The organism is Frigoribacterium sp. Leaf164, from assembly GCF_001423665.1.
Classification (GTDB): Bacteria; Actinomycetota; Actinomycetes; order Actinomycetales; family Microbacteriaceae; genus Frigoribacterium; species Frigoribacterium endophyticum.
Window position 1 is genome coordinate 563,339 of the sequence record NZ_LMOX01000001.1, and the last position, 16,582, is coordinate 579,920.

The 16,582-nt window shown below is 74.0% G+C and carries 16 protein-coding genes and 3 tRNA genes; 14 read left to right on the forward strand and 5 right to left on the reverse strand.

Features of this window, described 5'->3' with window-relative positions:
* Positions 1-48 precede the first annotated feature (48 nt).
* Positions 49-537, forward strand: a complete 489-nt coding sequence (locus ASF82_RS02555) for a YajQ family cyclic di-GMP-binding protein (RefSeq protein WP_056052987.1) — start codon at positions 49-51, stop codon at positions 535-537.
* A 6-nt stretch (positions 538-543) separates the two neighbouring features.
* Entirely contained in the window at positions 544-2,010 is a 1,467-nt protein-coding gene (gene cls, locus ASF82_RS02560; RefSeq protein WP_235491142.1) for a cardiolipin synthase, read from the forward strand.
* Positions 2,011-2,298: 288 nt separating this feature from the next.
* Here cls and ASF82_RS15450 read toward each other — a convergent pair whose 3' ends face one another.
* On the reverse strand, positions 2,299-3,192 hold the full coding sequence (locus ASF82_RS15450) for a type IV toxin-antitoxin system AbiEi family antitoxin domain-containing protein (protein WP_156369895.1): 894 nt from the start codon (positions 3,190-3,192) through the stop codon (positions 2,299-2,301).
* A 322-nt stretch (positions 3,193-3,514) separates the two neighbouring features.
* On the opposite strand from ASF82_RS15450, the gene ASF82_RS02575 reads away from it, so the two are divergent.
* The 3 genes from ASF82_RS02575 to ASF82_RS02585 all read left to right on the forward strand — a co-directional run bounded on the left by ASF82_RS02575 (position 3,515) and on the right by ASF82_RS02585 (position 5,989).
* A tRNA-Tyr gene (locus ASF82_RS02575) sits at positions 3,515-3,596 on the forward strand.
* Positions 3,597-3,712: 116 nt separating this feature from the next.
* Positions 3,713-4,564, forward strand: a complete 852-nt coding sequence (locus ASF82_RS02580; RefSeq protein WP_056052993.1) for an inositol monophosphatase family protein — start codon at positions 3,713-3,715, stop codon at positions 4,562-4,564.
* Positions 4,565-4,786: 222 nt separating this feature from the next.
* Positions 4,787-5,989 (forward strand): M23 family metallopeptidase, encoded by a 1,203-nt coding sequence (locus tag ASF82_RS02585; RefSeq protein ID WP_056052996.1) that lies wholly within the window; start codon positions 4,787-4,789, stop codon positions 5,987-5,989.
* A gap of 64 nt (positions 5,990-6,053) precedes the next feature.
* On the opposite strand, the gene ASF82_RS02590 is transcribed toward ASF82_RS02585, so the two are convergent.
* Positions 6,054-7,811, reverse strand: a complete 1,758-nt coding sequence (locus ASF82_RS02590) for a glycoside hydrolase family 13 protein (RefSeq protein WP_082514251.1) — start codon at positions 7,809-7,811, stop codon at positions 6,054-6,056.
* A gap of 110 nt (positions 7,812-7,921) precedes the next feature.
* Between ASF82_RS02590 and ASF82_RS02595 the strand changes: the two genes are divergently transcribed.
* Positions 7,922-8,854, forward strand: coding sequence for an aldo/keto reductase (locus tag ASF82_RS02595; protein ID WP_056052999.1), 933 nt, complete (start codon positions 7,922-7,924; stop codon positions 8,852-8,854).
* On the opposite strand, the gene ASF82_RS02600 is transcribed toward ASF82_RS02595, so the two are convergent.
* Complete coding sequence (locus ASF82_RS02600) at positions 8,851-9,450, reverse strand: 2'-5' RNA ligase family protein (protein ID WP_056053002.1); 600 nt, start codon at positions 9,448-9,450, stop codon at positions 8,851-8,853. The two genes, ASF82_RS02595 and ASF82_RS02600, sit on opposite strands and share 4 nt — an antisense overlap.
* A 125-nt stretch (positions 9,451-9,575) precedes the next feature.
* On the opposite strand from ASF82_RS02600, the gene ASF82_RS02605 reads away from it, so the two are divergent.
* The 5 genes from ASF82_RS02605 to ASF82_RS02625 all read left to right on the forward strand — a co-directional run bounded on the left by ASF82_RS02605 (position 9,576) and on the right by ASF82_RS02625 (position 13,090).
* Positions 9,576-9,650: transfer RNA gene (locus tag ASF82_RS02605), tRNA-Thr, on the forward strand.
* A 31-nt stretch (positions 9,651-9,681) separates the two neighbouring features.
* Positions 9,682-9,755, forward strand: a tRNA-Met gene (locus ASF82_RS02610).
* A gap of 166 nt (positions 9,756-9,921) precedes the next feature.
* The gene (locus ASF82_RS15455; RefSeq protein ID WP_056053004.1) at positions 9,922-11,175 is read left to right on the forward strand and encodes a type III polyketide synthase; all 1,254 of its coding nucleotides are present in this window, start codon (positions 9,922-9,924) and stop codon (positions 11,173-11,175) included.
* Complete coding sequence (locus ASF82_RS15460; protein WP_235491143.1) at positions 11,172-11,933, forward strand: methyltransferase domain-containing protein; 762 nt, start codon at positions 11,172-11,174, stop codon at positions 11,931-11,933. The genes ASF82_RS15455 and ASF82_RS15460 overlap by 4 nt, the downstream gene beginning before the upstream one ends.
* A complete protein-coding gene (locus tag ASF82_RS02625; protein WP_056053006.1) occupies positions 11,930-13,090 on the forward strand; it encodes an NAD(P)/FAD-dependent oxidoreductase in 1,161 nt (386 codons plus the stop codon). Before ASF82_RS15460 ends, ASF82_RS02625 begins: the two co-directional genes overlap by 4 nt.
* 102 nt (positions 13,091-13,192) lie before the next feature.
* On the opposite strand, the gene ASF82_RS02630 is transcribed toward ASF82_RS02625, so the two are convergent.
* On the reverse strand, positions 13,193-14,038 hold the full coding sequence (locus ASF82_RS02630; RefSeq protein ID WP_056053008.1) for a UbiA family prenyltransferase: 846 nt from the start codon (positions 14,036-14,038) through the stop codon (positions 13,193-13,195).
* Positions 14,039-14,151: 113 nt separating this feature from the next.
* A complete protein-coding gene (locus tag ASF82_RS16000) occupies positions 14,152-14,361 on the reverse strand; it encodes a DUF3072 domain-containing protein (protein ID WP_056055668.1) in 210 nt (69 codons plus the stop codon).
* A gap of 255 nt (positions 14,362-14,616) precedes the next feature.
* On the opposite strand from ASF82_RS16000, the gene ASF82_RS02640 reads away from it, so the two are divergent.
* The 3 genes from ASF82_RS02640 to ASF82_RS02650 are packed head-to-tail and all read left to right on the forward strand — an operon-like array spanning position 14,617 to position 16,582.
* Positions 14,617-15,066 carry a MaoC family dehydratase N-terminal domain-containing protein gene (locus ASF82_RS02640; RefSeq protein ID WP_056053010.1) on the forward strand — a complete coding sequence of 150 codons (450 nt, stop codon included), beginning with the start codon at positions 14,617-14,619 and terminating at the stop codon, positions 15,064-15,066.
* Positions 15,063-15,494, forward strand: a complete 432-nt coding sequence (locus tag ASF82_RS02645; RefSeq protein ID WP_056053015.1) for a MaoC/PaaZ C-terminal domain-containing protein — start codon at positions 15,063-15,065, stop codon at positions 15,492-15,494. The genes ASF82_RS02640 and ASF82_RS02645 overlap by 4 nt, the downstream gene beginning before the upstream one ends.
* Positions 15,491-16,582 (forward strand): UDP-N-acetylmuramate dehydrogenase, encoded by a 1,092-nt coding sequence (locus ASF82_RS02650; protein WP_255354136.1) that lies wholly within the window; start codon positions 15,491-15,493, stop codon positions 16,580-16,582. Before ASF82_RS02645 ends, ASF82_RS02650 begins: the two co-directional genes overlap by 4 nt.

Here is a 16,582-nt window from a genome sequence, read left to right on the forward strand (position 1 = left end):
CCCGACCGCGGCGGGCCGTGACCGCCCGTCGCCGCTAAGCTGGCCGGCATGGCAGACAGCTCCTTCGACGTGGTCAGCAAGGTCGACAAGATGGAGGCGGACAACGCCCTCCACCAGGCACAGAAGGAGATCGAGCAGCGCTACGACTTCAAGAACGTCGGCGCCTCGGTCGACTGGAGCGGTGAGAAGCTCCTGCTCAAGGCCTCGACGGAGGAGCGCGTCAAGGCCGTGCTCGACGTCCTCGAGTCGAAGTTCATCAAGCGCAGCATCAGCCTCAAGCACCTCGACGTGGGCGAGCCCTTCGCGAGCGGCAAGGAGTACCGCATCGAGGCCGCCCTCAAGGAGGGCATCGAGCAGGAGCACGCGAAGAAGATCGGCAAGATCATCCGCGACGAGGCCCCCAAGAGCGTCAAGAGCCAGATCCAGGGCGACGAGCTGCGCGTCACGTCGAAGAGCCGTGACGACCTCCAGGCCACGATGGCGTTGCTGAAGAAGGCCGACCTCGACGTCGACCTGCAGTTCGTCAACTTCCGCTAGCCCTCCGTGACCGAGCCCGCGTGGCTGCCCGCCACCATCGCGGTGCTCGGTGTCGTCTTCGACATCGCCATCCGCGTCTTCGCGATCGTCTACGTGCCGATCAACCGTCGGCCCACGACCGCGACGGCCTGGCTGCTCGCGATCTTCCTCATCCCGTACGTGGGGTTCCTGCTCTTCCTGCTCTTCGGCAGCACGAAGCTGCCGCGCCGCCGGCGCGAGAAGCAGCAGGAGATCAACACCTACATCGTCGAGACGACCGAGGGCATGGAGCGCGTCACCCGCGACCACCCCTGGCCCCTGTGGCTCGACTCGGTGATCGCGCTGAACCGCACGCTCGGCGCCATGCCCCTCGTGGGCGGCAACACGGCCGAGCTGCACTCCGACTACGCGAGGTCGATGGAGGCGATGGTCGAGGCCGTCGACGGAGCCCACCGCTGGGTGCACGCCGAGTTCTACATCACCAGCCTCGACGCGACGACGGAGCCGTTCTTCGTCGCCCTCGAGAACGCCCGGCGCCGTGGCGTCACGGTGCGGGTGCTGATGGACCACATCGCGAGCCGGGGCTACCCCGGCTACCGGCGGACGCGTCGCCGCCTCACGCGCATGGGCGTCGAGTGGCAGCTCATGCTGCCGGTCCAGCCGCTGCGGGGGCGCTACCAGCGGCCCGACCTGCGCAACCACCGCAAGCTGCTGGTGATCGACGGGCAGGTCGCCTTCACCGGCTCGCAGAACATGATCGAGCGGGGCTACCAGCGGCGCGGCAACCACCGGCGCGGGCTGCAGTGGAAGGACTTCATGGTCCGCTTCGAGGGGCCGATCGTCGCGGGCGTCAACGCGCTCTTCGTCACGGACTGGTACTCGGAGACCGACGAGCTGCTGCTCCGCGAGGCCGACCCCGTGGTCGTCGCCGACGACGCGCCGACGGTCGACTGCCAGGTCGTGCCCAGCGGGCCGGGCTTCGACGGCGAGAACAACCTGCGGCTCTTCAACACGCTCCTCTACAACGCGCAGGAGCGCATCATCATCACGAGCCCGTACTTCGTGCCCGACGAGTCGATGCTCTACGCGGTCACGACCGCGGCGCAGCGGGGCATCGAGGTGCAGCTCTTCGTCAGCGAGATCGGTGACCAGGCCGTCGTCTACCACGCGCAACGCTCGTACTACGAGGCGCTGCTGCGGGCCGGCGTGCGCATCTTCCTGTACCGGTCGCCCACGGTGCTGCACGCGAAGCACCTCACCGTCGACGACGAGGTCGCCGTCATCGGCTCGAGCAACATGGACATGCGGTCGTTCAGCCTCAACCTCGAGATCTCGGTCATGATCCGCGGCCGGAGCTTCGTGCGGCAGCTGCGCGAGGTCGAGCAGTCGTACCGCGACGCCAGCCGCGAGCTGCTGCTCGACGAGTGGCTCGTCCGCCCCTTCCGCTCGAAGGTGCTCGACAACGTCGCCCGGCTCACCTCCGCGGTGCAGTAGCCGGGCGCCGGCGGCTGCCCGCCTCCGCCCGCCCCGCGCCTCCGCCCGCCCCGCGCCTCCGCCGGCCCCGCGCCTCCGCCGGCCCCGCGCCTCCGGCCGCCTGCCTGCACCGCGCCTCCGCCCGCCCGCCCGCCCCGAGCCTCCGCCCGCCCTCGAGGGCAGCAAATGCCGACCTTTGGCCAGATCGAGGTCGCGCAATACCTGGATATCCGGTGACCAGGGAGGCGTCGGTCGGGTTCTGCAGGCCTGGCGACGCCGGCGGATGGCATCCCCGGGTGCCCACGGTCCTCACCGGGGCATCCGCCGGGGACGAGCAGTGGCGAGGAGGTGTCGAACGGCAGCGAGGACCGTCTCCCACTCCTCGAACACCTGCCGGTAGGTCACCTCGAGGACCACGTAGCCCGCGGTCGTGAGGGCGACCGTTCGCCGTCTGTCGTCGGCGTACTGCTGGGGCGAAGCGTGGAACTCCCAGCTCGTGCACTCGATGACGAGCCAGCCGTCGACCAGGAGGTCCACCCGGTACCTGCCGGAGACCCACACCTGGACGTCAGCGCGGACCCCCGCCTCCCGGAGCCGGACACGGACGACGGATTCGGTGCCCGACTCCGCTCGAGCGTCGACCAGACGGAGGAGTTCGCGGGCCCGGCCCGGTCGGAGGAGGCGGGCGACGTCAGTGAGTCGCGGACGGTCCTCGGGGCGAAGCCGTAGCGCGGAGTCGACGACGGCGATCGAGAGCGCGAGATCCCCGGGCGGGTGCAGGAGGGACTGGGCCGCCGCCGTGGACGGGGTCACCATCACGCGGTCGCACCCGCCCAGACGGCTCCGGTCACGGAGCACCTGGACGTCGGGGTGGTCATCGCCCAGGCGTCGGCCGGCGTCGTCCGGGTCACGGAGGTCCCGGGCGTTGTGGTCGACCGACACGACGAGGGGCTGTCGTGGTGCTCGCCACGCGCCTCGGGCCACCAGTGCCGACGACCCCGCCAGCACGCCCCCGACCCTCGCTGCTCGCACGACGGGCTCAGGGAGATCTGGTCGGCCGTAGAGGCCGTGCCGGATGCGCTGGAGCGTTCCGCTCCGCCAGGCGTCGTCGACGTCGTGCCTCGAGCAGCCCGCTGCGAGCAGCTCCCGACGATGGACGACGCCGCCGAGACGATCCGTGGTCACGTGCAGCAGCTCGTTCATGGCATGACTCTGGCGCGGACGAGAGCGCTGCAGCCGCTCGCCGTCGCCCTGCCGGTGGACGGATGACTGTTCGTTCAACAGTGGAGGGGATGAGGGGCGCCCTAGCTGTGGACAGCACGCCTGCTCTTGCCCTTCTAGGGCAAATGCCGACTCGTCTCCTCCGAGGCGCGGACTGATAGAGGGAAATCCCGGTATTGCATCGGATCCGGTCGGCATTTGCCACGAAGGGGGGCGGGGGAGGCGGGGTGGTCGTGAGGGGGCTCCGGAGGCTGTATATTTGTCTGGCGCCTCCGGTCGGTGAACACATGGGCCGGGCGTGCATGGCAAGTTACCCAAGTGGCCAAAGGGATCTGACTGTAAATCAGCCGGCGTAGCCTTCGGGGGTTCGAATCCCTCACTTGCCACCCCCGCTCGACGTGATCACCCACGTCGGCACCACGGAACGGACTCGAGACCTCGGGTCCGTTCCGTCGTTCCGGGCACGTCCCGGGCCGGGTCCGGCACCGACCGACGGAGCACCATGACCGACCAGCCCGCGACCCCGCCCGCCGACGCCACCGCCGTCGCCGCGACCACGCCCGCCGCCCTCCTCGACGTGGCCCGCACGGTCGCCGTCGAGGCGGCGGCGCTCGCCGCCCGCCGCCGCTCCGAGGGCGTCGCCGTCGCCGCGACGAAGAGCAGCCTCGTCGACGTCGTCACCCACACCGACCGCGAGGTCGAGGAGCACCTCCGTGCCCGCCTGGCCGAGCTGCGCCCCGGCGACGGCTTCCTCGGCGAGGAGGGGGCCGAGCACGGCTCGACGACGGGCCTCACCTGGGTCGTCGACCCCATCGACGGCACCGTCAACTTCCTCTACGGCATCCCGCAGTGGGCCGTCAGCGTCGCCGTCGTCGAGGGCGACCCGGTGCCGGGCGCCTGGCGGGCGCTCGCCGGCTGCGTCGTGAACCCGCTGTCGGGCGAGACCTGGACGGCGTCCCGAGGGGGAGGCGCGTGGCTGGGCGACCAGCGCCTCCGTCCGTCCTCCCCGGCCACGCTGGCGGAGTCGCTCGTGGCGACGGGCTTCTCGTACGAGGCCGAGCGCCGCGTCGAGCAGGTCGCCGCCGTGGGACGGCTGATCGGGAGGGTCCGGGACATCCGGCGCCAGGGGGCCGCCTCGCTCGACCTCTGCGCGGTCGCGACCGGACGGCTCGACGCGTACGTCGAGCGCGGGCTCAAGCCGTGGGACCACGCCGCAGGAGCCCTCGTCGCGGAGGAGGCGGGCGCCGTCGTCCGCGCGTCGGACGATTCCGCCGAGGGCGGACGACTGACCTCCGCCGCCGCTCCGAGCATCGCCGACGAGCTCTGGCGGGCGGTGGCCGAGGCCCGGATCTGAGCCGATCGGGCGGGGTCGACGACCCTGGTCGCCGTCGTCGGGACACGGGATCTGACATGCCACGGTGGCCGTGACCACCTGACTCGGGTAGCCATCCGTGGCCTGAGCGGCTACCCTTGACTGGTTCGTTACTTTTCCGTGACCTGAGTCACCGGTGTAGCGGCCGAGAAGAAGAGGGTGCATCCGCCTCTCCGTCCCGACGACCCCGAGGACCATCACGACGTGTCGAACCCCCAGACCTTCGCCGAGCACGACCGCGACGAGACTCCGTCGCCCCGAGCCGACGATGCTCTGACGACACCCACCGCCGAGGCCGCCTCGCCCGTCTTCCTCACCCGCCGCGAAGCCCGCGAGGCCGAGCGCCGCGCCGCAGCAGCAGCAGCTCCCCGTGCCGTCGCCGCCCCCGTGGCAGCCGCCCCCGAGGCAGCAGCCACCCTGGCCGCGGAGCCCGTGGTCGTCGAGACCGGGGTCCCGACCATCGCGGCCCCCGAGGTCGCCACGGCGCAGGCACTGCCGACCCGCGCCTCCCTGCGTGCCGCCGAGGCCGCCTCCCGTCGCGGCCGCACCGCTCCCCAGCGTCCCGCGACCTCGCCCCGCACGGCGTCCGCCGCGCGCCCCGCCGCGGCCGCGCGTCCCGCCGCCGGCCCTCGCCGCACCCGGTCCGCGAGCCCCGTCGTCGCGACCACCGCCTCCGCCCGGTCGACCCCGGCGGCCCGCACGGCTCCCTCCGCGTTCCAGCGCACCTCGAAGCGCGTGACCGTCGTCGGCGCCATGATGTTCGCCGGCGCGATGCTCGTGGCGACCTCGGTGCCCGCCAACGCCTTCTTCGTCGACACCCCCGAGGCCACCGTCGCCAAGAAGAGCGCCGCGGCCGCGCAGAGCTTCGTCGCCGGCGGAGCGACCGACGACGACGTGAGCCGAGACGGCTACTCGGTCACCGAGATGAAGGTCGCCTCCGAGTACGCCTCCACCAGCTCGAGCACGTTCTCGAACGACATGGCCGGCACCGTCCAGTGGCCCTTCCAGACCGGCGTGCCGATCAGCAGCGGCTTCGGTGCCCGTCAGGTCTCGAACTGCAGCTTCTGCTCCACCTTCCACGAGGGCCTCGACTTCGTGCCCGGCGCGGGCTCGCCCATCCAGGCCATCGCCGACGGCACCGTCAGCGTCGTCACCGGCCCGTCGGGCGCCTTCGGCAACCACGTCGAGATCGAGCACGTCATCGACGGCCAGAAGGTCACGTCGACCTACTCGCACATGCAGACCGGCTCGGTCGAGGTGAAGGTGGGCGACACGGTCACCGTCGGGCAGCTCGTCGGCAAGGTCGGCAGCACCGGCAACAGCACCGGCGCGCACCTGCACTTCGAGATCCACCTCGCCGGCGTCCCCGTCGACCCGTACCCGTGGCTCCAGGCCAACACGAACTGACGCACCTCGTGCACGACGAAGCCCCCCGACACCGGCCGGGGGGCTTCGTCGTCGGCGGGCGGCGTCAGTCGGTGACGCCCTCCGCCCGCAGCCAGACGGCGGCGTTGGCGGGCAGCGCCGGGCCGTCGAGCGCCATCGTCGAGAGCAGCACGTCGGCGACGGGCAGCTCGACCGGCACCTCGCCGGTGTTCGCGAGCACCACGACGTCGCCGCTGCGGAAGGCCACCACGTCGTCCGACCAGCCGCTCAGCCACTCGAGACGCCCCGAGCCGAGCTCGTGCTCCGAGCGGAGGGCCAGGGCCGAGCGGTAGAGCTCGAGGGTCGACCCGGGCACCCCGCGCTGCTCGTCGCGCGCGTAGGTGCTCCAGTCGTCGGGCTGCGGCAGCCAGGAGGCGCCGGTCTCGCTGAACCCGAAGGCGGGCGACCCCGACTCCCAGGGCAGCGGAACACGGCAGCCGTCGCGGCCGTAGCGCTCGCCGTCCGTGCGGAACCACGTCGGGTCCTGACGCGCCTCGTCGGGCAGGTCCACCGCCTCCGGCAGCCCCAGCTCCTCGCCCTGGTAGAGGTAGGCGCTCCCGGGGAGGGCGAGCATGACGGCCGTCGCGGCACGGGCCCGTGCCAGGCCGAGCTCGGGGATCGGCAGGCCGGGGCTGCGCGGGCCGATGCCGTGACCCTGCGGGTTCTCGGCGGTGAGGGCGAGCCGGCTCGCGTGGCGCACGACGTCGTGGTTGCTCAGCACCCAGGTGCTCGGGGCTCCGACGCTCGCGAAGACCTCGATCGACGCGTCCACCACGCGGCGGATCTCGGCGGCCGACCAGCCCGTCTCGAGGTACGCGAAGTTGAAGGCCTGGTGCATCTCGTCGGGGCGCACCCAGTTCGCCAGCTTCGAGAGCGGCTCGACCCAGGCCTCGGCGACGAGCACGCGGTCGCCCTCGTACTCGTCGAGCACGCGACGCCACTCGCGCCAGATCTCGTGCACGCCGTCCTGGCCCCAGTAGGGCGGGGTGCGGTCCTCGCCGAGGCCGCCGCCCATGCTGCCCGCGTCGGCGGGCGGGGTGTAGTCGGGCAGGCCCTCGGCCTTGACCAGGCCGTGGGCGACGTCGACCCGGAACCCGTCGACGCCGCGGTCGAGCCAGAAGCGGAGCACGTCGAGGAAGGCGGAGCGCACCCACGGGTTCGTCCAGTCGAGGTCGGGCTGCGACGAGTCGAAGAGGTGCAGGTACCACTGGCCGGGGCTGCCGTCGGCCTCGGTGACCCGGCTCCACGCCGGGCCGCCGAAGATCGACTCCCAGTTGTTCGGCGGCAGCTCGCCCGCGGCCCCGCGGCCCTCGCGGAACATGTAGCGGGCACGCTCGGGCGACCCGGGCGACGCCGCCAGGGCCTCGCGGAACCACACGTGGGCCGACGACGAGTGGTTGGGCACGAGGTCGACGATGAGGCGCAGGCCGAGCTCGGTCGCGCGGGCACGGAGGGCGTCGAAGTCGGCCAGCGTGCCGAAGAGCGGGTCGACGTCGGTGTAGTCGGCGACGTCGTAGCCGGCGTCGGCCTGGGGCGACGTGTAGAAGGGCGACAGCCAGACGGCGTCGACGCCGAGCTCGACGAGCGCGTCGAGCCGGGCCGTGATGCCGGGCAGGTCGCCGACGCCGTCGCCGTCGCCGTCGGCGAAGGAGCGCGGGTAGACCTGGTAGATGACGGCGGTGCGCCACCACTCGAGGTCGTCGGCGGACGTGGCGAGGCCTTCCGTCTCGGGATCGGCGGGTGCCTGGACGTCGGTCTCGGAGGGGGAGTCGAGCGTGTCGCCCGTGGTCTCGGTAGAGGACATGCGCCCACGATACGGCAGGCTCGGAGGCCCCCATCCAGTACCGTTGACCACACCTCACGACCCCGAACGGAGCGCTCCTGGACGCCTCGACCACCCCCGTCGCCGACGCCGTGTTCCCCGACGGCGACGGCTTCCCCCTCGCCCTCGGCACCAACGTGTTCGGCTGGACGGTCGGGGCCCCCACCGCGCTCGAGGTGCTCGACGTCTTCGCGGGCGACGGCGGGCGCGTGATCGACACGGCCGACGTCTACTCGGCCTGGCTGCCCGGCAACTCCGGCGGCGAGTCGGAGGCCATCATCGGCCGCTGGCTGGCGCGCCCCGGCAACCGCGAGAAGGTCGTCATCAGCACCAAGTGCGGCCAGCACCCCGACGCTCCCGGGCTCGGCCGGGCGAGCATCCGCCGGGCCGTCGAGGCGTCGCTCCTCCGGCTGCGCACGGACCACATCGACCTCTACGCGACGCACTTCGACGACGACGAGACCCCCCTGGAGGAGACCGTCGGGGCGCTCAGCGAGCTCGTCGACGAGGGCAAGATCCGCTGGCCCGCCGCCTCGAACTACACCGGCGCCCGGCTGCGCCAGGCGCTCGCCATCGCCGACCGCGACGGGCTCCACCCGTTCGTCGCCGTCCAGGCCGCCTACAACCTCGTCCGCCGCGGCGACTACGAGTCTGATGTTGCCCCGATCGTCGACCACTTCGGCCTGGCCGTCCTGCCGCACTCGTCGCTCGCGAGCGGGTTCCTCACCGGCAAGTACCGCGGCGACGCGGGCCGCGGCGACTCGCCCCGGGGCGGCCGGGCGATGAGCTACGTCACCCCGCAGAACCAGGGCACCGTCGAGGTGCTCGTCGAGATCGCCGAGCGCCAGGGCGTCCAGCCCGGAGCCGTGGCCATCGCGTGGCTCGCCAGCCGCCAGAACGTCATCGGCGCGCTCGCCAGCGCCCGCACGGTGATCCAGCTGGAGGGCCTGCTCGAGTCCGCCGACGTCGAGCTCACGGCCGACGACCTCGCGAGCCTCGAGCTCGTCTCCACCCCGCTCGACTAGCGGGCGGGGCCCAGCGCGACCACGGCCCTGCGGTCGCTGTCCCAGCGGCGCATCGCGGCCAGCCAGGTCGTCGAGGAGTCGCGGGCGGGGTCGCCGCCGACCCGCGCCTCCTCGACGGTGGCCGTCTCGCGTGCCGACGCAGCGTCGGCCAGCGCCTCCAGCGCGGTCGCCACCCCGGCCGGGGTGAGGCGTCGGGCCAGGGCGACGTGCGGCGTCCACGCGTCGGGCCGCGTGTGCTCGACGGTCTCGTCGCTGCCCCGGCCGCGCCCCACCAGGTCGTGGACGGCGCGGTGCAGCCCGAGGAGGCGGTCGGTCGGCACGACGGACCGCACCAGGACGAGCCCCCGCCGCCCGGTGCCGAAGACCAGGGGAGCGCCCAGCTCGACGGGCAGCGGGAGGGTCGCGGCCGCCAGCTCGCGGAGCGCGGCGTCGGCCTCGTCGTCGAGGGCGGGCCGGGCGAGCAGCGTCACGTGCGGGGCGTTGGTCTCGCCCGTGTGCTCGCCGAGCGACGGCAGTCCCGCCGCGGAGAGCAGGGCCCACTCGGCGCGCACGGCGTCGTCGGCGGCGGGATCGAGCAGGACCTCGAGGCTGTGCATGACCCGATCCTGGCCTCGACCTCCGACACCCGGACGGTGTCGTCACGGTGTGCGCGAGAGCTCCCGTGTTCTGCTAAAGTCGTCAGGTGCCGATCGGCAGCAGCTCGTCTGCGGCCCGGTCTCACGCCCCGATAGCTCAGTGGTAGAGCACTTCCATGGTAAGGAAGGGGTCGTCAGTTCAAACCTGACTCGGGGCTCCAGCTGGTCACGCCCACCGTGGCGACAGCTTGCGGCGGGGTAGCTCAGTTGGTTAGAGCACACGGCTCATAATCGTGGTGTCGCGGGTTCGAGTCCCGCCCTCGCTACCGCAGTTCTTCTCGAGAGGTCATCCTCCGCCGCCCCACCTCGGCGGCGTCTCCTCGTGTCGGCAAGTGCCGCGAGCTCCGTCGGCCCTCTGCACAGTCGCGCCTCCGACGGCAAGCCCTGCGCCCGCCCGGGCCGACGCTCGGGGCCCCGGGCATACCATGACGCATGCCCGTGAGCATCCGAAGCATCGGAACAGCCCTGCCCCCGACCGTCATCGACCAGCCCCACATCCGCGACGTCTTCCGGTCGCAGCCCGACCTCGGCAGGCTCGCTCCGCGGCTCATCGGGGCCGTCTTCGACGGTGCCGCCATCGACACCCGGCACACCGTCATCGCCGAGCTCGGCGCCGAGCCCACCGGCGTGGGCGGGGCGCCCGACGCCGCCCCGCTCTCGGCCGACGGCGGTCCCGACGACGACGCCGCGACTCCCACGTTCTACGACCGGGCCGAGGGCCGCATCCTCCGCCCGACGACGGGAACGCGCAACGACGTGTACGTGGCCGAGAGCCCCGACCTCTTCGCCCGGGCCGCCGAGGAGGCGCTGGCCGGCGCCGCGGGGATCACCGCGGCCGACGTCACCCACGTCGTGACCGTCTCGTGCACCGGCTTCTTCGCGCCCGGGCCCGACTACCTGCTGGTGCGCCGCCTCGGCCTGCCGGCGACGACGCGGCGGCTGCACATCGGCTTCATGGGCTGCTACGGAGCGTTCCCGGCCCTGCGGTCGGCCCGCGACACGTGCCTCGCCGACCCGGACGCCGTCGTCCTCGTCGTCTGCGCCGAGCTCTGCACCCTCCACCTCCGCAGCAGCGACGACCCCGACGCGATCATCGCCTCCTCCGTCTTCGCCGACGGCGCCGCGGCCGCGGTGGTCACGGCGCGCCCGGCTCCGGCCGGCGAGACGGTCCTCGACCTCGACGTGCTCGAGACGGTGCTGACGCCGGTGGGGGAGGACGACATGGCCTGGAGCATCGGCGACCAGGGCTTCGACATGGTGCTCAGCAGCTACGTGCCGCACATCGTCGAGGAGAACATCGACGACGCGCTCGTGCCGTTGCTCGCCGCGGAGGGCGTCGGCGTCGGCGACGTGACGCGCTGGGCGGTGCACCCGGGCGGGCGGAGCATCCTCGACCGCGTGCAGCAGCGGCTCGGCCTCAGCGACCCGCAGATGGCGCCGTCGCGCGAGGTGCTGCGCACGCGGGGCAACATGTCGAGCGCGACGGTGCTGTTCATCCTGCGCGAGCACCTGGTGCCCGACGCCGTGCCCGTCGCCGCTGCCGTCGACGTGGGCCTCGCCGGGGGCGCTGCCGCTCCGACCGGCGCTGCGGACGTCGCGCCTGCCCGGGAGCGTGTCTGCGCCATGGCCTTCGGCCCCGGCCTCACCGTCGAGACGAGCCTGCTCACGCGTCGGGTCGCGGCGTGACGTCGCTCCTGCCCGACCTGCGCGGGCGGGCGGAGCACCTCGCCGAGCTGATGGACGACCCCGACTGCGACCCCGCGGCCCTGCGGCGCACCTACGCGGTCTTCCCTCTCGTCAACGGGCTCGTGGCCGGCTGGCGGCGGGCCTGGACGGAGCGCCTCCGGCCCCTCGTGGCCTCGTCCGACGCCCCGACCACCCTCCTCGACCTCGGCTCGGGCGGCGGCGACCTCGCGAGGGCGCTGGCGCGGTGGGCCGAGCGTGACGGGCTCGCGCTGCACGTCACGGCGGTCGACCCCGACGAGCGGGCCCACGACTTCGCGTCGGCCCGGCCCCGACGCGGGGTCGACTACCGACGGGCCTCGAGCGCCGACCTGGTGGCGGCGGACGAGACCTTCGACGTCGTCGTGTCGAACCACGTCCTGCACCACCTCGACGACGCCGCCCGCACGGCCGTCCTCTCCGACAGCGAGCGGCTGGCCCGGCGGCTCGCCCTGCACAGCGACATCCGACGCTCTCGGGCGGCCTACGCCGCCTACGCGGTCGGGACCCTGCCGCTGGCGGGGTCGTCGTTCGTCCGGGTCGACGGCCTCCGCTCGATCCGCCGCAGCTGGCGCGTCGACGAGCTCCGCGCCGTGGCGCCGCCGCGGTGGCGCGTGCTGGCCCGGCCGCCGATGCGGGTCTGGCTGACCTGGGAGCCGCTCCGCGCCTCCTCGGAGCCGGGGGGAGTCGCGGGTCGGGCGGCCGCGGAGGTCGCCTCGTGATCACGCACGACGTCGTGGTCGTCGGCGGCGGGCCCGTCGGGGTGCACGCCGCGGCCCTCTTCGCGCACCTCGGCCTCGACGTCGCCGTCTGGGAGCGCCGCACCGACGAGCCGCAGCGCTCGCGCGCTATCGGCGTGCACCCGCCGTCGCTCGACGCCCTGGCCGCCGTCGGCGCCGCCGAGGAGCTCGTGGAGTCGGCCGTGCGCATCCGCCGTGGCGTCGCCCGGAGCGCCGGCCGCACGCTCGGCACCGTCGACTTCGACCGCAGGCCGGGAGCGCGCTGGCCCTTCGTCGCCGCCGTGCCCCAGCACCGCACCGAGGCCGTGCTGCGCGCCCGTCTCGAGGCGCTGGCCCCCGCGGCGCTGCGCCGGGGCGTGAGCCTCACCGGCCTCGTCGAGGAGGGCGAACGGGTCGTGCTGACCGGCGAGGGCCCGTCGGGGCCGGTCGAGCTCGCCGCGCGCTTCGTCGTCGCCGCCGACGGCTCGCGGAGCGGCGTCCGTGACCTGCTGCACGTCGACGCGCCCGTCCGCCGCTACCGCGACCGCTTCGTGATGGGCGACTTCGCCGACGAGACCGGCGACGGTGCCGACGCCGTCGTGAACGTCGAGGGCGACGGAGTGGTCGAGTCGTTCCCGCTGCCGGGGGGCGTGCGCCGCTTCGTGGTGTCGCTGCCCGAGGGCGGGCCCGCCGGCCCCGACGTCGACGAGGTCGCCGACCTCGTCCGGCGCCGCACGGGCCTCCGCGTCGACGCCGCCTCGTCGACCATGCTCAGCGCGTTCTCGGTGCAGCGGCGGCTGGCCGCGCGCACCGCGGTCGGGCGCGTCCTGCTGATCGGCGACGCCGCCCACGAGATCAGCCCCATCGGCGGGCAGGGCATGAACCTCGGCTGGCTCGACGCCGTGGCCTGGGCCCCCGTGCTCTCGCGGGCGCTCCGGACCGCGGGCGGTCGTCGACACGACCCGGGCGCGTTCGGCGCCGTCGAGGCGTCCCGGCGACGCGCCGCCCTCCGGGCCGCCCGCCAGGCCGAGCTCAACATGGCGCTCGGCCGACCGGCGGGCCCCGCCGCCCTGGCCGTGCGTCGCGCGGGCCTGACGGTCGCCCTCCGGTCGCCGGCCTCGCGCCTCCTCGCCGACACCTACGCCATGCGCTTCGCCTGATCGGTCACGGGCGCCCGTCCGGCGCCGGAGGCCGGGCCGGGGGCCGTGGCCGTGGCCGTGACCGTGCCGGTTCCGGGTCGGGGGCCGGACCTGCGGCGCGGCTCAGGCGACGATCGCCGCGCCGCTCAGGGCGAGCTGCCCGACGAGCACGAGGGCGGCCACGATGATCAGCCGGAAGAGCAGGCGCGTGTCGCCGCCCCGCACGACGACGACCGTGCCCGCGGCGGCGATGCCGAGCACGACGACGAAGCCCAGCACGGCCACGACGGGGCCGGCGGCCGTGGCCCCGCTGTCGAGCTGGCCCGCGAGGGTGAGGCAGGCCGCGACCGCGAGGGCGGCGAAGGCGACCACCCCGGCGGGCAGGCGGCCGAGGTGGTGCGGCAGGCCGGCCACCCCGGTGGCTGCGTCGTCGCCGAGGTCGGGCAGCACGTTGGTGAAGTGGATGGCGACGCCGAAGACGGCCCCGACCCCGAGGGCCCAGGCCGCCGGAGGCGCGGGAGGCGTGAGCGCGAGGGTCACCACCGCGGGCAGCAGCCCGAAGCTCACCACGAACGGGACGACGGAGGCGGCGGTGCGCTTCAGCCCGAGGTTGTAGGCCCAGCCGGAGGCGACGAGCACGAGGTGGGCGAGGCCCGCGGGCACCGAGAGGAGGAACGGGGCGGCGACGCCGACGACGAGTGACGCGACCGCGGCCGCGCCGACCACGCCGGGGGAGACCTGGCCCAGGGCGACGGGCTTGTCGGCCCGGCCGACGCTGCGGTCACGGTCGAGGTCGACGAGGTCGTTCGAGAGCCCGATCGAGACCTGGCCCGCGAGCACGGCGACGGTGACCACGACGAGGGGAGCCGCCTCGAGCGAGACGGCCAAGCCGAGCACGAGGCTGAGGAGCGCGACGGTCGCCGTGGGGCCGGGGTGGGTGCTGCGCACCAGCGCGGAGACTGTCGACATCGGACCCAGCCTGGCAGAGGTCGGGCCGGTCGGCCCGACGGGCGGGGCCGGGGGCCCCGATGGCGGAACGAGGTGACCCCTGGCCCCACGGGCCCGGGGTCACCCGGTGGGGATCAGGCCCCGCGACCGGTCTTCTGCTGCAGGCGATCGATGTTCTCGCTGGCCTCGGCCTTGGTCATGTCGGCAGGGAGCTCCTCGCCGGCCTCGCGGGCCAGCGTGTCGAGGTAGCTCGCCTGCGGGCCGGTGATCGGCTCGTCGCCGGTCACCCACTGCTCAGGGTCCTTCGAGGCGGTGTTGGAGGAGTCGGGGCGCTCGCCGCCCAGGGTGGCGCCGGCGGGCGGGGTGCCCTGCGACTGGTCGGAGCCCTCGGCGGGGCCGGGGGCAGCGTTCTCGTCGGCCTCGGGGGCCGCGGGATCGACGGGCGTGATGTCGGGATCGATGTTGGCGTCGCTCATGGGGAGAACGTACGCCGCCCCTCCGACAAAAGACCTGCGCCCTCCTGGGACGAAAGGCCTCCGCCCTCCCTGGACGAAGGGCCTCCGCCCGTCCCCGACGTCGCCCCTGGCTAGACTCGACGGGTGCCAGTGAACCCCGAGCTCCGAGGGCGGGTCTTCCCGTCCGCTCCGCCGTACCTCGTCGGCCGCGAGAAGGTGCGCGAGTTCGCGCGTGCCACCGCGTCCACGAGCCCGCTCTCGCTCGACGTCGAGGCGGCCCGCGCCGCCGGGCACGCCGACCTCGTGGCCCCGCCGACCTTCCCCGTCGTCGTGCAGGAGGCCACGCTCGCGCAGCTGCTGGCCGAGCCGGGCGCCGGCATCGACTTCTCCCGCGTGGTGCACGGCGAGCAGCGCTTCAGCTACTCGCGTCCGGTCGTCGCCGGCGACGAGCTCACGGCCACCCTCACGGTGACCGGCGTGAAGACCCTCGGCGGCAACGCGATGGTCACGGCCTCCTCCGAGATGGTCGACCAGACGGGCGCGCACGTCGTGACCGCCGTCTCCACCCTCGTCGTGCGCGGGGACGACGCGTGAGCGCCCTCGAGGTCGGCCTCGTCGTCGCCGAGAAGTCCTACGCGGTCTCGCGCGACTCCCTCGTCCGCTACGCCGGCGCCTCCGGCGACTTCAACCCCATCCACTACCGCGACGACGTCGCGGAGTCGGTCGGGCTGCCGGGCGTGCTCGCCCACGGCATGCTGACGATGGGCACCGCCGTCCAGCCCGTCGTCGAGTGGCTCGACGGCGCGGGCGACGACGCCGGCGTGCTGGGCTGGGTCAGCGACTACCAGGTGCGCTTCACGCGACCCGTCGTCGTCGACCCCGCCGACGGGGCGGAGATCACCGTCACGGCCACGGTCGGCGCGCTGGACGCCGAGGCCGGCACCGCGCGCATCGACCTCCGGGTGTCGTCCGCGGGCCAGACCGTGCTCGGCAAGGCCCAGGTCGTGGTGACGCTGGCGTGACCGCCCTCGCCGACCTGACCACGATGCGCGTCGGCGGCGAGCCGACCCGGCTCGTCGAGGCCGCCACGACCGACGAGCTGGTCGAGCTCGCCCGGGAGGTCACGGCCGACGGCGACGACTGGTTCGTGCTCGGCGGCGGCTCGAACACCCTGGCCGCCGACGGGGGCTTCGACGGCACCGTGCTCCGGGTCGCCACCCGAGGAGTCGAGCGCCTCGACGACGTCGACGGCCGCGTGCGCCTCCGCGTCGCGGCGGGCGAGCCGTGGGAGGACCTCGTCGCCCACACCGTCGACCAGGGCTGGTCGGGCTTCGAGGCCCTCAGCGGCATCCCGGGCTCGACGGGCGCCTCGCCGATCCAGAACATCGGGGCCTACGGCCAGGAGGTCGCCCAGACGCTCGTCTCGGTCGACTTCCTCGACGCCGAGACGGGCGAGTTCGTCCGCGTCCCGGCCGCGAACCTGGGGCTCGGCTACCGCACGAGCGTGTTCAAGCGCGGCCGACGCGGCGTCGTGACCGCGGTCGAGTTCGCCCTCGTCGACGACGGCGGCACCAGCGCCCAGGTCTCGTACCCGCAGCTGGCGACCGCGCTCGGCGTGGGGCTGGGCGACCGGGTGCCGGTCGCCGACGTGCGGGCGAGCGTGCTGGCCCTCCGCGCCTCCAAGGGTATGGTGCTCGACCCCGCCGACGCCGACGCGACCTCGTGCGGGTCGTTCTTCACGAACCCGATCGTTCCGCGTCAGGTCGCCGCGGCGCTGCCGTCGGCGGCGCCGCGCTGGCCCGTCGACCCGGAGCCGGAGGCGCGGGTCGTCCCCCTGGGCGACGCGCCCGCACCGCCGCCCCCTCCGTCGTCGGGCCTGGTGAAGCTCAGCGCCGCCTGGCTGATCGAGCAGGCCGGGATCGGCCGGGGGTTCCGGCTGCCGGGCTCCGGCGCGGCGATCTCGTCGAAGCACACGCTCGCCCTGACGAACCGGGGGAGCGCCAGCGCGGCGGACGTCGCCGAGCTGGCGCGCTTCGTGCAGCAGCGCGTCTCGGCCGAGTTCGGGGTCGTGCTGCACCCCGAGCCCGTGCTGCTCGGCCTCTCGCTCTAG

What these genes read in the sequence shown, in the direction of transcription:
- ASF82_RS15455 (WP_056053004.1), top strand. Translation starts at nt 9,922, where the DNA reads ATGCCCGTGAGCATCCGAAGCATCGGAACAGCCCTGCCCCCGACCGTC.
- ASF82_RS02630 (WP_056053008.1), bottom strand. Translation starts at nt 14,038, where the DNA reads ATGTCGACAGTCTCCGCGCTGGTGCGCAGCACCCACCCCGGCCCCACG.
- ASF82_RS02600 (WP_056053002.1), bottom strand. Translation starts at nt 9,450, where the DNA reads ATGCACAGCCTCGAGGTCCTGCTCGATCCCGCCGCCGACGACGCCGTG.
- ASF82_RS02580 (WP_056052993.1), top strand. Translation starts at nt 3,713, where the DNA reads ATGACCGACCAGCCCGCGACCCCGCCCGCCGACGCCACCGCCGTCGCC.
- ASF82_RS02590 (WP_082514251.1), bottom strand. Translation starts at nt 7,811, where the DNA reads ATGTCCTCTACCGAGACCACGGGCGACACGCTCGACTCCCCCTCCGAG.
- ASF82_RS15450 (WP_156369895.1), bottom strand. Translation starts at nt 3,192, where the DNA reads ATGAACGAGCTGCTGCACGTGACCACGGATCGTCTCGGCGGCGTCGTC.
- ASF82_RS02555 (WP_056052987.1), top strand. Translation starts at nt 49, where the DNA reads ATGGCAGACAGCTCCTTCGACGTGGTCAGCAAGGTCGACAAGATGGAG.